This window comes from Aeromonas sp. ASNIH7, from assembly GCF_002903485.1.
GTDB classification, from domain to species: Bacteria; Pseudomonadota; Gammaproteobacteria; order Enterobacterales; family Aeromonadaceae; genus Aeromonas; species Aeromonas caviae.
On the sequence record NZ_CP026226.1, the window covers coordinates 2,036,513 to 2,052,500 of the forward strand.

General features: G+C 53.3%; 8 protein-coding genes, 1 tRNA gene, 2 rRNA genes and 1 pseudogene (1 of these 12 only partly in view). 5 read left to right on the forward strand and 7 right to left on the reverse strand.

Going from position 1 to position 15,988, the window contains the following annotated elements; all coding sequences use genetic code 11:
* Positions 1-2: 2 nt before the first annotated feature.
* The gene (locus C2U47_RS09650; RefSeq protein ID WP_233735881.1) at positions 3-983 is read left to right on the forward strand and encodes an IS5-like element IS5 family transposase; all 981 of its coding nucleotides are present in this window, start codon (positions 3-5) and stop codon (positions 981-983) included.
* Positions 984-1,089: 106 nt separating this feature from the next.
* Entirely contained in the window at positions 1,090-2,364 is a 1,275-nt protein-coding gene (locus tag C2U47_RS09655) for an IS4-like element ISApu2 family transposase (protein ID WP_011191341.1), read from the forward strand.
* Between the two features lie 147 nt (positions 2,365-2,511).
* On the opposite strand, the pseudogene C2U47_RS22860 reads toward C2U47_RS09655, so the two are convergent.
* Positions 2,512-2,640, reverse strand: a pseudogene (locus C2U47_RS22860) (IS1595 family transposase); the annotation flags it as partial.
* Positions 2,641-2,848: 208 nt separating this feature from the next.
* Between C2U47_RS22860 and C2U47_RS09665 the strand changes: the two are divergent.
* Positions 2,849-3,880: an IS630-like element ISAhy2 family transposase gene (locus C2U47_RS09665; RefSeq protein WP_001809438.1), complete on the forward strand. Its 1,032-nt coding sequence runs from the start codon at positions 2,849-2,851 to the stop codon at positions 3,878-3,880.
* 24 nt (positions 3,881-3,904) lie between these two features.
* On the opposite strand, the gene dptH is transcribed toward C2U47_RS09665, so the two are convergent.
* From dptH to dptF, 3 genes are read right to left on the reverse strand one after another with little or no spacing between them, the layout of a single operon-like run.
* Positions 3,905-9,007, reverse strand: a complete 5,103-nt coding sequence (dptH, locus tag C2U47_RS09670; RefSeq protein ID WP_103261618.1) for a DNA phosphorothioation-dependent restriction protein DptH — start codon at positions 9,005-9,007, stop codon at positions 3,905-3,907.
* Positions 8,988-10,316 (reverse strand): DNA phosphorothioation-dependent restriction protein DptG, encoded by a 1,329-nt coding sequence (gene dptG, locus C2U47_RS09675; protein WP_103261619.1) that lies wholly within the window; start codon positions 10,314-10,316, stop codon positions 8,988-8,990. Before dptG ends, dptH begins: the two co-directional genes overlap by 20 nt.
* 2 nt (positions 10,317-10,318) lie before the next feature.
* Complete coding sequence (dptF, locus tag C2U47_RS09680; RefSeq protein ID WP_103261620.1) at positions 10,319-11,905, reverse strand: DNA phosphorothioation-dependent restriction protein DptF; 1,587 nt, start codon at positions 11,903-11,905, stop codon at positions 10,319-10,321.
* 191 nt (positions 11,906-12,096) lie between these two features.
* On the opposite strand from dptF, the gene istA reads away from it, so the two are divergent.
* Both istA and istB read left to right on the forward strand, forming a co-directional pair.
* Positions 12,097-13,638 (forward strand): IS21-like element ISAs29 family transposase, encoded by a 1,542-nt coding sequence (gene istA, locus C2U47_RS09685; protein WP_001274811.1) that lies wholly within the window; start codon positions 12,097-12,099, stop codon positions 13,636-13,638.
* A gap of 14 nt (positions 13,639-13,652) precedes the next feature.
* Positions 13,653-14,408 carry an IS21-like element ISAs29 family helper ATPase IstB gene (gene istB, locus C2U47_RS09690; protein WP_000194038.1) on the forward strand — a complete coding sequence of 252 codons (756 nt, stop codon included), beginning with the start codon at positions 13,653-13,655 and terminating at the stop codon, positions 14,406-14,408.
* A 352-nt stretch (positions 14,409-14,760) separates the two neighbouring features.
* Here istB and C2U47_RS09695 read toward each other — a convergent pair.
* The 3 genes from C2U47_RS09695 to C2U47_RS09705 all read right to left on the reverse strand — a co-directional run.
* Positions 14,761-14,837, reverse strand: a tRNA-Asp gene (locus C2U47_RS09695).
* A gap of 98 nt (positions 14,838-14,935) precedes the next feature.
* Positions 14,936-15,050, reverse strand: a 5S ribosomal RNA gene (rrf, locus tag C2U47_RS09700).
* 123 nt (positions 15,051-15,173) lie between these two features.
* Positions 15,174-15,988: ribosomal RNA gene (locus tag C2U47_RS09705) — 23S ribosomal RNA — on the reverse strand (it continues 2,074 nt past the right edge of the window).

The window sequence follows — 15,988 nt, forward strand, 5'->3', positions numbered from 1 at the left end:
TCATGAGTCATCAACTTACCTTCGCCGACAGTGAATTCAGCAGTAAGCGCCGTCAGACCAGAAAAGAGATTTTCTTGTCCCGCATGGAGCAGATTCTGCCATGGCAAAACATGGTGGAAGTCATCGAGCCGTTTTACCCCAAGGCTGGTAGTGGCCGGCGACCTTATCCGCTGGAAACCATGCTACGCATTCACTGCATGCAGCATTGGTACAACCTGAGCGATGGCGCGATGGAAGATGCTCTGTACGAAATCGCCTCCATGCGTCTGTTTGCCCGGTTATCCCTGGATAGCGCCTTGCCGGACCGCACCACCATCATGAATTTCCGTCACCTGCTGGAGCAGCATCAACTGGCCCGCCAATTGTTCAAGACCATCAATCGCTGGCTGGCCGAAGCAGGCGTCATGATGACTCAAGGCACCTTGGTCGATGCCACAATCATTGAGGCACCCAGCTCGACCAAGAACAAAGAGCAGCAACGCGATCCGCAGATGCATCAGACCAAGAAAGGCAATCAGTGGCACTTTGGCATGAAGGCCCACATTGGTGTCGATGCCAAGAGTGGCCTGACCCACAGCCTAGTCACCACCGCGGCCAACGAGCATGACCTCAATCAGCTGGGTAATCTGCTGCATGGAGAGGAGCAATTTGTCTCAGCCGATGCCGGCTACCAAGGGGCGCCACAGCGCGAGGAGCTGGCCGAGGTGGATGTGGACTGGCTGATCGCCGAGCGCCCCGGCAAGGTAAGAACCTTGAAACAGCATCCACGCAAGAACAAAACGGCCATCAACATCGAATACATGAAAGCCAGCATCCGGGCCAAGGTGGAGCACCCATTTCGCATCATCAAGCGACAGTTCGGCTTCGTGAAAGCCAGATACAAGGGGTTGCTGAAAAACGATAACCAACTGGCGATGTTATTCACGCTGGCCAACGTGTTTCGGGCGGACCAAATGATACGTCAGTGGGAGAGATCTCACTAAAAACTCATGTACAGGATCTTTAGCTACAACCAATTGAAATAGATAGAAAAAAGGCTTCGTTTGTGATCTGATTTAATCGCAAAAAAAAACCGACACGCCCGAAGCCATGACTATTATCAATGCAACCCAGTACCTCAAGCAACTTCTTAGCTCTTCTGAACTCAACCGGATCGGTAAATTTACCGGTTTTTGTCAGCGACTCCGGGATATCCAGCCTGCGAGACTACTCCCGGCTCTGCTCTCAGGGCTTGGTTGCGACAAGGTGGATGGTATTGCTGGTTTGCATCGCCATTTCAATGCGTTGCAGCTCCATGATACTGACCAAATAGCGTATAAACCCTTTCACAACCAGTTACGCAAGCAGGGTTTTCCCTTGTTCATGCGCGCACTGGTTGAACGAGCCATCGCCTTACGCCTCAAGGAGTGTCTACCGGACGCCCACGGACTGGCAGGCTTTGAGCAGGTACTGCTGCAGGACGGGTCGTCATTCGCGTTACATCCGCAATTGGCAGAACATTTCCCGGGCCGATTCAATAAGCACAGCCCCGCTGCGGTAGAGTGTCATATGACCATGTCCTTGCTGGACCAGTCGCCGATATCGATGAGTATCACTGCGGATACCGAATCGGAGCGCAAGCATCTTCCGGCCGCAAATTCGTTAAATAACAAACTGTTATTGGCGGATGCCGGTTACATCAGCCGCGAGTACTTTGCTGATGTGACCAAAGCCAAAGGAAGCTATCTGGTCAGAGGGAGTCAAAATCTCAATCCCAAAGTACAGGCAGCTTACCGACAGGACGGCAGGGAAATGCCCAAGTTACTCGGAAAAAAGCTCAAGGATATCGATCGGAGAAGCTGCAGAGCCGAGGTTCTGGATCTGGATGTGAGTTCGGGAAAGTATAAATATCGACTCATAAGACGTTGGTTTGCAGAGGAAAAACGGTTCTGTATATGGATGACCAATCTTCCGCGTGAGCGATGGCCAGCCGAGAAGGTGATGGCATTGTATCGTTGCCGTTGGCAGATCGAACTGTTGTTCAAAGAGCTGAAATCACATAACCGGTTGAAGGCGTTCGCGACACGACAAAAAGCGATAGCGGAAGGCTTGATCTGGGCTAGTTTGCTGGCCTTGCTGGTCAAACGTCGGCTGGCGCTGACGCTGATTGGCAGCGCGGAGTTATCGATGCTGAAGATTGCCAAAAACAGCGCGCTTTGGTTAATGCCGATATTGGCGAGCATCATCCATGGTGCGTGGCAGGAAATAACAGAGAAGTTGGAGTGGGCAATGGTGTATTTATCCAAAAACGGCAAAAAGAGTAGGCAGAGAAAATCCAAGCAAAACAACACGTTAGACGGTATTATTAATTCGCTTGCCGCTTAAGGTTCTGTACATGACTAAAAACTGGGAATAACGCCTTAAATGGCGAAGAAACGGTCTAAATAGGCTGATTCAAGGCATTTACGGGAGAAAAGATCGGCTCAAACTGAAAAAATGAAATGACTGAGTCAGCCGAGAAGAATTTCCCCGCTTATTCGCACCTTCCTTAGGAAAACGCCAAGTGAACAGCGCGTTTTCGCACTGAGCCTCAGTGCCATAGTCCTTGAGAAACTCAAACAGGCTGTAGCCTTTCTGGAATTGGATTTTGCTTTTGGCCATGATCTCGCACCTCGATAACTGTACGTAAGATCAGTATAGTTCGTGGTAACTGACTGCTAATCATGGGTAATCAGGTTCTTTTATGTACATAAAAACCTTCTAAATAGCTGTTCCGAATAGTAGATCACCGGAGGAAGGGAACTCAGTCCAGTTTGTGCGATCTGATTAGTCGCTAAACAAAACAAGCCACACCCAAAGGACTGAGTTGATGCCTATCCTACCACCTCTGCCACGACCACAACGGCGCCGCATTCACAAAATCATCCATGCCACCCGTGATAAAGGACATGCTCGTCGCTTGATGGCCATCTTGCTGTTACATGAAGGACGCACGATCACCGATGTTCATCACCTTACCGGCGCTGCGCGCTCGACCATCGGTCGTTGGCTTCGGTGGTATCGAGATGAAGGCATAGATGCGCTAGAAGCCTTACCGGCTGGCCGTGCCCCAGTCTTACCTATCGCCAAGATTGTCACCCTACTGGTGCTGCTCATGCAGTTTTCTCCGCAAGATTTTGGTTATCAGCGCAGCCGTTGGTGTACTGAACTATTGGCTATAAAAATCAATCGGTTAACAGGGCTCAATGTGGCAGCCTCCACGCTCCGCCGATGGTTACCTCGTATGGGCATTGTCTGGCGCAGGCCCGTGCCGACCTTGCGGATAAAAGACCCAGCCTATCAGGAAAAAATGGCGAATATCGACGCCGCGCTGGCCCGCTGTGATGCCGATAATCCGGTGTTTTATGAGGATGAAGTCGATATAGACCTCAATCCCAAATTAGGAGCCGACTGGATGTTCAGAGCGCAGCAAAAGCGGGTTGTCACACCGGGGCAGAATGCCAAGCATTATCTGGCAGGCGTTCTCCACGCAGGCAACGGAAGGGTACTTTACGTCAGCGGGATCAAGAAAAACTCATCGCTGTTTATTGCCATGCTGGAAAAGCTGCGCCACCACTACCGACGAGCCAAAACCATCACGTTGATCCTCGATAACTACATCATTCACAAAAGCAAACAGACCGAGCGATGGTTGAAGAAGAATCCCAAGTTCTGCCTGGTGTTCCAGCCAGTTTACAGCCCTTGGGTTAATCACATAGAACGGCTATGGCACAAGTTACATGAAACCATCACGCGCAATCATCAATGCAGAGGGATGGCAAACCTGCTGGCCCGAGTGAAACACTTCATGGATACCGTGTCTCCTTTCCCGGGGAATGGCTATGGCACAGCGAAGGTGTAGCACTATTGGGATCAGTTATTTAGTTTATAATTCCCAAAATGCCCTATCCCGCATCATAGATACCTTTTTATCTCCATCGATATAGAGACTAAAGTGTTTATCCAGCTTGCGGATGGTTTCCATTAATTGTTCTTGCTCGGTCTTATCATCTTTATTAAAGATGGCCTTGATATCAGCATTCTTGATCTCGGCGACGCGATGCACCACCCAGGTCAAAATATAAGAGCCGTAGTTGTTTTCCCCGGTTTTAAAGTGACTCAAGTCCTGGGTTGAGAGGATCACCCCTACACCATACTCGCGCCCCTCTTTTAGGATCTTGCGCAGGCTGGGGAAGTCCTGCGACATGAAGTTGTCGGCCTCGTCGACCAGGATCATCTTGGTGATCTGGCGATAATCCCCGTTTACTTGCGGCTTGCCGCGCTTTTGCATCTGCGAATAGAAGAGATCCAGCGTCAGGGCTACCACCAAGTTCTGGATCTGGGGTGAGTAGCCCGCCAGCTCGATCACCGTCACCCCATCGAGCAGCTCATACAGGGAGCTCACCTTATCCGGCATGGTTTCGAAGATCTCGTAAGTGACCAGCGAGTCGAGCGCCGCGTAGAGAGAGTCCTCCTCCACCTTCTCCTGCTCAAGATAGAGATCCCATACCTGGGCCAAGGTGGGCGCTGGCCTTGACCAGGTGCTGGCGTCAGCTCTGTTGATCCCCGCCAGCTCATAGGCATCGAGGATCAACTTGCGCAGTCGCAGCTGCTGCTTGGGCCCGAGGCCAAAGGCTTTGGCCAGGGTCTCGGCAAACCCGGTCGCGGTATGCACCGGCAGCATCGGCATATCGCCATAGAGCGAGAGCGGATTGTACGGCAGGCGATACAACCGCAGCCGCTTGCTCTGGTTGGCCTCGCTAAAAGCATCATCCACATAGTCGGATTTGTAATCGAAGATCAGCAGGCCGATCCGTGCCCCCTCGACATTGTTGTCTTGCTGGCGCATCAGCTGGGTGATCAGCGACTTGGTAAACTGGGTTTTGCCGGTGCCCATGGTGCCAATGATGCCGGTATTGGTATTCATAAAGCGGGCGGTATTGGTCGGCTCCCAATAGAGGGGCGTTTGCCGCAAGGCCTCGTGGCCAAACAGGATACGCATGGGCTCGGTCGGCTCGATAGTCAGTCCGGTTTCTAGCACTACTAGGGTAACCGGATCGGTGTTTTGGGTATCAGTGGCCGGTGCCACTAGCGCCATATCCACCGCCTGATTGCCCCCTTCTTTTGGCTGCGGTTGAGAGCCAGATTCAGGCTCAGCCACCTCTTCTCTGGGCCCCAGCAGATATTGTTTGTCTACATGGCACAGGGTCACCAACTCATCAAGCGCAGGGGCGCTGCAGGCCTGAATAAGGCTTCCCAACAAGGCATAAGGCAATTCAACCTGCAATACGCCCCGCTCGGTCATCTGGTAGTGAGGTACAAAGAAGCTGTCGTTTTCGATATGGGCGACCACAAAGCCTTCGGGATAGTCGGGCACGCTAGCCAGGGTATATTCCCCTTTAAGCCACCACTCCCGCTCGGTCAGCAGCGGTGCAAGCTGCGCCGGCTGCATCACCTGATAGAGGCAAAGCTTGTCGACCTGCATCAGTACCTGACGAATAAAGAGACCACGGTAGAGCCGCGCAGCCAGAGTATTGGGGCCAAGCACCTCTTCCATCAGGTAACGTTTAAGCTCCAACGCCTGTTGCCCGGCATAGGCAAAGTCAGGTCTGACACCGGTCTTGACCTCCAGAGGCAACAAATAGAGTTGCTTGCCCTTGAAGCCGACAAAGAGCACGTCATCGGAAATGGCCCCTTTGCGATACCCATGCACCTGACGGGAGAACTCGCTGTCGCTCATCTTGAGGCCAACATTGCCGGAGACGCGGATCATCTCGGCCACGGAGAGGGGGACCCAGCAGATATCGGATTGCCGCAACAAGGCCGAGACAAACTTGTAAGCACCGATGATGCCGTTCTTCTCTTTGCGCTCCTTGTCGTTGGCCGTGAGCATCTTGAGCAGCCACTCGCCGTTGAAAGCATTGAATTCGGTGAGCAGCGTCTCCCCTTGTCCGTGACCCTCTTTTTGCAGCAAGCGTTTAAAGAGGTCTACCTGCTTGGTTACCGTGATGGCGTCATAACCGGCCGCACTGGTGTATTGATCCGAGTAGTGGATCAGCACCACATCCTGCTGACTGGTGAAGAAATCGAGGGTCACCTTGGGATCGATGATGGTGGTCCACAGTGCGCTGTCATAAGAGCGGGTCAGCAGTGCCTTGAAATCGGCACTGACCGCCAGCCCCAGGCTGGTTGCTAGATACTGGGCATTGCTCTGGCTGGCCGGTTGCCACAGGTTGCCCAGCAGGCGGGCCACCCGCAGCGACTGTATCCCTTGATAGGGCACGCCACGCAGACCAAAGGCGGTGAAATAGGCCGCCCCTTTCGTTTCGGCCGCTTCCCCGGCGATCAAGCCATCACACAGCACACCACTCAGAGCTTCATCGGTATTGATGGGATGGCACTCTACCGGCTCCTGGTTGCGGAAGAACGCCAGATGGGCATAGGCAAACTGCTCACGCTCGTTGGGCAGGGTGAACTTGCTGTAGGTCAGACGGCTGCGGATAAGGTCGATCAGCATATCGGCCTCAGCACGCAGCGCAGTGGTGTTCAAGCCAAGCCAAGCTTTCAGCTCGTCATAAGCGGCCGTTTCGGCAAAGCGGTCGAAGTCATTGAATTGCAACCGCTCATCGTAGAAGTTCACATGAATGGCGATCGCCTGCTCTTTGCGCAGCTTGAAGTGCTCGATCAAACCGAGGAAGAGCTCTGCCGCACTCGCCTGATTGATGGCATTGACGATCAGGGTGCTCTTGGCCCCGGCACTGAACAGCCGGGAATAGGCCTGGGTAAACTCGGCCAATTTGTCGCGCACCAAACGCTTGATGTAGCTGTAGCTCTCCTGCTTTTGTGGCACCACATCGAGCCAGAAGCTGTTCTCCCGCACCGGCAGCAAATGGGCGTAACCAGAGTCATTGTCATAGACGAAAGGCAGCAAGCCAGATGCCACCAGGCGCTCGCGGGTCACCTCTGGCAATTCGGCAAAAGAGCTGACGCCATCTTCATCGCGATCGGCTTTTATCTCGGCCACCAGTTGCAGGTGATAGGCAAGTACCAAGGGGTGCAGCGGGCTAAGGCGGTGCCACTCATCCTGGCGGCACAGACCGATGCGCATCAACTGTTTGTGCTCGAGCGCCAACACCGCATTGGTCGGTATCTCGCTTAATGCCGCTTCGTAGGCATCCAGCACCCGCTGCACCAGGGCGCAATAGCTGTCACCCCAGGCCACCAGGCTCGGCAAGGTTTTATGGTGTTGCAGATAGTCAAACAGGGCGGCATAAGCGCCATGTAAATCAGGGAACCTGGCACTAATCGCCGCAAGTGGCATTGGATCGGCAGTCAGACCGATATACAAGGCCCGCTCATCAACCATCCGTGCTTCGAGGTTCAGCAGCTGCTGGCGGATCCCGACCACACCACTTTCGCTGTTATCGAAAATGATCTTGCCTTTGGCCCGCAGATACTCGGCATTACGGTCATCTCTGAGCAGCTTGGCGAAGCGATCCCGGTCAAACAGCAGCGGAACGCAAATACTCTCATCGGCGGCCGGGCCTTCAATATTGATGGGCAAGCGACGCTCGCCATTGACCAGCTCAAACTGGATCTGTTCGCTCTGCTCGGCCAGCGTATCAAAGTTCACCCAGCCACAGGCGCTGCAGTCCACTTCGCCCTCATCGTCAACCAGATGCATGATGGCGTCTTGCTCTGGGTTGACCTTGAACTTGTTCTCTTCCAGCAGCAGGGTCAGCCACTTCTTGCCCGCATCAACTCGGAAGCAGTGCAGCAACTCATCGAAATAGAAATCTCCCTGCTCTACCACTAGACAGCGGAACTTGTACTCTTCGGAGCGGTTATCGCGTTTAAGCTCAAGGCTAAAAAAGGTGGGTTCTCCCGTGACGGGCAAGGTCACCGTCGCCCAGCAGCGTTTACCACCGACACGGCTGACAGAATAAGTGACCGAATTTTTGAGCGGCCCATTGTGCATCAGTTTGAACTGGCTCTCGTCCAGATCATTACCGATGAAGGTAAAAGAGAGGTTGAGGGTTTTCTCCCCCGGCGGGAGCTGGATCAGCAGGCTCAGGTCGCGTTGTCCCGCCTTGCTCTGGCTTTTGGCTCTTTGTTGCAGTGAACCACTGTCAACGGCCACCTCTTCCAATAGCAACTTTTGCGCTTTGTTGGCTTCAATCTCTTTGAGGTAGGCCTCGAATTCCAGGTCACGCCAGCTCTCATCCTGGAAATGCAGGCGGATAAACTTGGCGCTGAACTCTTTCAGGACACTCTCGAGCTGATCGAGATCATAATGCTCAACCGCATCTTCAATCTCGCGTCGCAGCTTGCGGTTGGCTTGGAGCCGCTTGCTGATCTGAGCCTTCTTGCCGCTCCAGTTCAAAATGACCGGGTCATTGAATAGCTGAAGCTCATCAAATTCCAGAACACCATCTTGATCCAGTGCACTGAACAGAGGAGCAAAACCAAATACGGTCGCCCCCTCTTCAGTGATGAGGGACAGTTGCTCTTCAAGCAGGCAGGCTGACAGCTCCTTGTTACTGCTGCCAACATCAATCAGTGCGCCAAGCTGCTGCGAGAGACTATCCGGATGCCAGACCGCACCGGGCGCCCCCAAATCAAGCGCACTGTTGATCAGAGTATCCAGCATGCTGTTGTGGATAATGAGCAGGGCTGCTTTTTCAAATTCTGCACTGCGCCCTGCTACCAGATCACGTAAACGGGAAATGTAGTTTTCGGTAAATCCAGGCGCCTCACCATGCAACACTGGTAAAACCAGCACGCCATTGCACTCTATATACGGCAGGTCAATGCCATCGGCCGTAGCCAGCGTATTTGTGGCAGCAAAGGTCACCAGTGACTGATAGAGCACCAGACCGTTTTCTGCGCTGGGGGATTTGAACTGGTAACGAGAGCCCGGTTCAATGTCGGCACTGACCCACTCGATAAAACGTTCGGCCAGAAAATGCTCAAAGGGTCTTGCGGACATATACGGCGTCTCCACTATCACTCATTCGTTCTACATTGCCCATGCGCTCATAGAAGCTGACCAGTTGCTGCAATGACTGGTTATCAAGATAAAAACCGCGCAGCTCGAAGCCTTTACGCAGATCGTGCAGGCGCAGCTTGTCGGCCTTGCCGATGGTGAGATTGGTCAACAGCAACAGCTGATCCTGATTCAGTACCAGGGTGCGGCCAGCAGCCCCCCGGGCCTGAATAAAATCACTGAGCAGCTTCTCTTCCAGCTCTTTGACATATTTCTTGTTCACGCCGCCACGGGAGGTATTTGCATCACGGAATTGCTCCAGTGCAAACTCTTTGAGCTGCTCGAAGGCTTCTGCCACGCTGTTTGTGAGAGGACGCTCAGGCCGTAACCCGCGCTTCTCTCTAAAGGCCTGTAGATAGTTGTTCAAATCTTCCAGCAACTGAGTCTGGTCAGCATATTGCGTTGCATCGCGATAAACCTGCCAGAGCGGTCTTTTCTTGGTATCCCCTGGCAACTGCAGCACGTCAAGGGCGGAAAGCAGCGGGAAAACCCGCTCGCTGGCAGCAGCCAGCAGCTTGTAGCCAGAACGCTTTACCGATGTACGTTCAGAGCTGGCCTTTTCCGAATCGAGAATAAAGTAGAGAGGCTTGCTTTGGGGCTCATGTTGCCAATCGGTCACATTCAGTGCCAGCTGAGCACAGTAAGCAAAGGCATACAGCTTGAGTGTGCCAGGCAAGGCTTGCAGCAGATACTGGGGATGCGCAGCCAAAAAGCGAATATCTTCACGAAATACGGCATTCAAAAAAGGTAGATAAGGTTGCTCATCCTCATTTTTTACCAGACTGCCGCTTTGCAGCCTGCCTTGCAAAACGGACAGCAGTTCTTGCTCGACAAAGTTGAGCTTGTCATCGAGCGCATCTTCAAGAAAGAAATCCCCCAACAGGCCTGCAAACAATTTGCACAATCGCGTATCTGGTGCGCTGAGATCGGCTTGTCCACTCTTCTTCCCTTTGGCCTTGAACAACAGGAACAGCGGTGAAATGTGAAAGAGTGAGTCATTTGAAAAATAGGCTCGTTCAAGCACCTGCCAAAAATCAGGATCGTCGAGCTTGTCTACAAACCGGGCTTTGCACTCCTCCTTAAATTGCTCGAATTCATAGGCAGTCACCTGCTTGCGCAAGGAAAGCCCCAGCACGACACCGGTCACGGTATCCCAGTCAAACTCATTGCCTTTGTTGCGAATGGGCCAGTAGTTGGTGAGCTTGTTTTTATCAACCGGAGCTAATCCGACAGGAATTGGATACAGAGACATGGCTATCGGGTTCCTTCTACAGTGATCATGCCGTCATCCAAACCAAGACGGTAATGCTGATCACCTTCGTAATAGTGAAGAACAGGGCTCTTTTTGGCGACAGCGCGGATTTGCTCAACCATTTCATCGAGCAACACGATGGCATTCTTGTCGTACTTGTTTGGCCGATAGCCATTGTTGAGCTTGCAGATCAGCTCAAACAGATTGAGGTTGATTGCCATCGGAGCCAAGAGCTGCTCATCAACTTTCAGATAGGCGCTGAAATGATCGTGTTTCTCGACATGCTGGCGCTGAATTGCGCTGTAATCAGCTTTCAGTTCGACAGGTGCCGCGACATGACACTGGCCAAATTGACCAAGAGAAAGTTCTCGCTTTGACAACTCAGGGGCATTGCGGTTGGCATAGACAAAAATGGCCGGGATAAGTGCTTTCACATAGAAATTGCGCAAGGCCAGCTGGCTTCCACCCTCCCCAAGGTACTTGCTATGCTGCAGCCAGACGGTGGCATAGAGTTCAAGTACCTGCTCTTCAAAATCGACTTTGAATTGGTGATGGTAGTTATTGCCAAGCTCACAGTCCTTAATCAGATAAAAAAGGCGCAGAAGGGATGCGGCTTGACCCGCTTTATCACGAGGCTCTTTGAATATGATCCCAAGTTTTGCCAGATCGTCCATAAAGGCATCCAGCGCCTCATCCGGTAGATTCAGCTCATAACGCAGCACAAACTGGTCTACCGCTTGGGTATGAATTAAGGCAGGATCAAAGTCAGCAAGACGCAGGCTTAGCTCGCTATCTTTAGCCAGAAACAGGTTATCAAAGAGGTGATGCTCCCCGACCAGAAGCTGATGCAGCAGATCCAGCAAGGCGCGAGTCGTAATGAATTGATCTTTGATCAAACGGGTTTTGAACAGGGTGGTAATGATAATCTCTTGTACCTGCTCATTGGCCAGCAGCCTGAAATTGGCGATGAGGCGCATATCACGTTGACGTTGCTCATCTGCAAGCGCAATAGCATGAAACAGATTGTCATCAGTTGGCTGGGTTAACCGCTTGAGCAGTTGACGCATAAAGCTTGAATAGCTGCCAGCATCATCATTAAAACGAAATTTTGGATAGGACTCGAAATCCAGAAAGTGATACGCCCCTTGCGTTCTCTCACCACTATCCAAAAAACGTTCGATCACGCCACGCAGCGCACTGTGCCGCTCAGCCCCTTCTTTGGCAAAGTTGGCCAGCATACCGATGTTGATACCAACCACCAAGGGTTGAGCCCCATCTCCAGCACGATCAAAGAGTTCATTTAGCGCATCGATTGCTGATTGATGAGGCGAAAAGCTATGGGTTGCATCCAAATGGAAGCGATAGTACTGCTTATAACGCTCATAGCTACGGGAGAGAATTTCAGATTTACCATCACCACTACTGCCACAGAGAAAGACGCAATCCCCCGGCCGCAGCGAGCTCAATACATGCTCAAAGTCGAGTTCAATATCAGGTTTGACGTAGAGATACTCCTTGAGGTCGTCATAGACATCTCTGGGCCTATCTGACGTAGTTTTTGCATATTCCGGCCGATCATGAACACCGATTCCGGTTCAACGTGAACACCATTTCCGGACCAATGTGAACGCTCATTCCGGCTCAACCTGAACACTTTGCCCCTCCTTTCCGGAAACAGTGTTCAACATCCCGGAATCACTGTTCACATTCACCAGAATCATCCTTAACGCATTGATTTAAAAACCTTTGATACGCTCTCCCTTTTGCCAGGGAAGAGCCTATGTCTGCCAAGAGGATTGCAATGCGTAAAATTCGTGAAGTGCTGCGACTGCGGCTGGAAGCTGACCTCTCTGTTCGCCAAATCAGTATCTGTACCAAGGTCAGTGTCGGCTCCATCCAGAAACTCCTCAAAAGTGCCCAGGCGCTGGGCCTTACCTGGCCCTTACCTACCGAGCTTGATGATGGCCGACTGGCTGCCCTGTTCTATCCGCAGGCCGATACCACCATCTCGGCCCGCCATGTTGTGCCGGATTGGCCCTCTGTCCATCAGGAGCTCAAGCGCAAGGGGGTCTCCAAACAGCTGCTCTGGGAGGAGTACACCCAGCGCTATCCCAATAGCTGTTACAGCTACTCCCAGTTCTGTGACCGTTACAAGTCCTGGTGTCAGTTGCAAAAGCGCTCCATGCGCCAGATCCACAAGGCGGGGGAAAAGCTCTTTATCGACTACTGCGGGCCCACGGTGCCCATCGTGTCGCCGACTACGGGTGAGGTCCGTCAGGCACAAGTCTTTGTCGCCGTGCTCGGTGCGTCCAACTACACCTTTGCCGAGGCCACCTGGTCACAGTCACTGCCGGACTGGCTGCAAAGCCATGTCCGTGCCTTTGAGTTTTTCGGCGGGACACCGGCACTGCTGATCCCCGACAACCTCAAGAGCGGTGTCAGCAAGGCTTGCCGATACGATCCCGAGCTCAACCCCAGCTACCAGCAGTTGGCCGAGCACTATCAGGTGGCGGTGATGCCAGCTCGTCCTTACAAGCCCAAGGACAAGGCCAAGGCGGAGGTGGGTGTGCAGATCGTCGAGCGCTGGATCCTGGCCCGTCTACGCCATCAGACCTTCTTCTCGCTTGCCGAACTCAACCAGTGCATCCGTGCCTTGCTGAACGAACTCAACGAGCGTCCGTTCAAGCAACTGCCCGGTAACCGACGTGACGCATTTGAGCAGTTGGACCGCCCGGCACTGGGACCACTGCCGGTGCATCCCTATCGCTATGTCGCCATCAAAACGGTCAAGGTCAACATCGACTATCACGTCAGCTATGAGCAGCACCATTACTCGGTGCCACACCAGTATGTGGGTCAGCAACTGGAGCTCCATGCAGGCGACACACTGCTTCAGGTCTATCACCAGCAACAGCTGGTCGCGAGCCATCCACGTAAAACCATCCCGGGGATGAGCACGCTCCCTGAGCACATGCCGGAACGTCACAGCAAGCAGCAACGCTGGACCCCAGGGCGTCTTAAACAGTGGGCTGCTGACATCGGACCGAGCACCTTGTGCTGGGTTAGCGAACGGTTGGAAGAGAAAGCCCATGCCGAGCAGGCATACCGACTCTGCCTGGGGCTGCTGAGTCTTAGCCGGGAGTATCCGCCATCACGGGTTGAAGCCTGTTGCCAGTTGGCCAACCGGGAAGGTCTGGTGCGACTCAAACAGCTCAAGTCGGTGCTGACCAGTGGCCGCGACCAACTGCCCGCAAGCCCGCTGAGCTACCCAGAGTTACCGCAAGAGCACGAGAACATCCGTGGCCCCCAGAGCTTCCACTAAAGAGGATACGCCCCATGACCCAACAAACCCTGACCCGCCTGAGAAACCTGAAACTGACCGGCATGGCGGATGCCGTGCAACAACAACTGGAACATGCGAGTACCTACGAAGGGCTGCCCTTCATCGAGCGGCTAAGCCTGCTGGTCGAACACGAACAACTGAGCCGGGAGCAGCGTAAGCAAACTCGGCTGGTCAAGCAGGCAAGGCTCAAACTCCAGGCCACGGTGCAGGAGCTGGACTACCAGTCAGCACGCAACCTGGAGCGGTCACAGGTAGCAAACCTGGCCCAAGGAGAGTGGCTGCGCCGGGGCCAGAACCTGCTCATTACCGGCCCCTGTGGCTGTGGAAAAACCTACCTGGCTTGTGCGCTGGGCTACCAAGCCTGTCAGCAAGGGCATAGCACTCGTTACTACCGGCTGCCACGTCTGCTGCTTGAGCTGAGCCAGGCCAAGGTAGATGGCAGTTACGCCAGACTGTTGGGTCAACTGGCAAGGATAGAGCTGCTGATCCTGGATGACTGGGGACTGGAAGCGGTGAGTGCCGAACAGCGCAACGCACTGCTGGAGATCATGGATGATCGGTATGGGAAATACTCGACGATAGTGGTCAGTCAGCTGCCAACTGAAGAGTGGTACGCGAGCTTGGGTGACAACACCCTGGCAGATGCGATCCTGGACCGGCTGATGCACAACGCTCACCGGCTGTCACTGAAGGGAGAATCGATGAGGAAGAGGAGAAGTGAGTTGACCCAATCTGAACAGTCGAGTTAGAAACGAGATGACGTGAGCGCGTTAAGGATCAGGGTGTTCACGTTGGCCGGAATGGCTGTTCAACTTCGCCGGAATACGCAGTTTTTACGGAAAACGGAGATGATTTAGCCAAGACCCCGAGGGCCTTTCTGAGGGTAACGGCGCTCACTACGGTTTATGCCCTGCCAATTGAGTAATTAAGGGATAGTAACCGATTAAATCCAACAATGACCAGAATGACCTCCGGTCAAATCAGGGGGTTGGTCACGAAATGGTCACCGTTTGGTCACGGTCACGAACATCAAGCGGGCATTTCAAACTGCAGATATGAAAAAAAGCCCAACCTGTTCAACAGGTTGGGCTTTCTATTTAGTGGCGGAGCGGACGGGACTCGAACCCGCGACCCCCGGCGTGACAGGCCGGTATTCTAACCGACTGAACTACCGCTCCGCATTCGGTTAGCTTTCGCTAAATCTTTTGCTGCTTGTTTGTGAGGTGTCATCCTCGCAGCCAGCCATGTGATTCTTCACATCACCGTTTAATTGGGTGCCTGGCAGTGTCCTACTCTCGCATGGCGAATGCCACACTACCATCGGCGCTACAGCGTTTCACTTCTGAGTTCGGCATGGGGTCAGGTGGTTCCACTGCGCTATTGCCGCCAGGCAAAATCTTCAATCTCGGAAAGCTGACGTGAATAACGACTTTGCTAGCTGCTTGTCATTATCACTGAATTTGTAAGTAGTTCGCTCATTCGCTACAAGGCCCAGAACACTTCTTGGGTGTTGTATGGTTAAGCCTCACGGGTAATTAGTATGGGTTAGCTCAACGTATCGCTACGCTTACACACCCCACCTATCAACGTTGTGGTCTCCAACGGCCCTTTAGGACCCTCAAGGGGTCAGGGATGACTCATCTCAGGGCTCGCTTCCCGCTTAGATGCTTTCAGCGGTTATCGATTCCGAACTTAGCTACCGGGCAGTGCCACTGGCGTGACAACCCGAACACCAGAGGTTCGTTCACTCCGGTCCTCTCGTACTAGGAGCAACTCCCTTCAATCATCCAACGCCCACGGCAGATAGGGACCGAACTGTCTCACGACGTTCTGAACCCAGCTCGCGTACCACTTTAAATGGCGAACAGCCATACCCTTGGGACCGACTTCAGCCCCAGGATGTGATGAGCCGACATCGAGGTGCCAAACACCGCCGTCGATATGAACTCTTGGGCGGTATCAGCCTGTTATCCCCGGAGTACCTTTTATCCGTTGAGCGATGGCCCTTCCATTCAGAACCACCGGATCACTATGACCTACTTTCGTACCTGCTCGACCTGTCCGTCTCGCAGTTAAGCTGGCTTATGCCATTGCACTAACCTCCTGATGTCCGACCAGGATTAGCCAACCTTCGTGCTCCTCCGTTACTCTTTGGGAGGAGACCGCCCCAGTCAAACTACCCACCAGGCACTGTCCGCGAGCCCGATTCAGGGCCCTGCGTTAGAACATCAAACATACAAGGGTGGTATTTCAAGGACGGCTCCAGCGCAACTGGCGTCACGCCTTCAAAGCCTCCCACCTATCCTACACATGTAGGTTCAATGTTCAG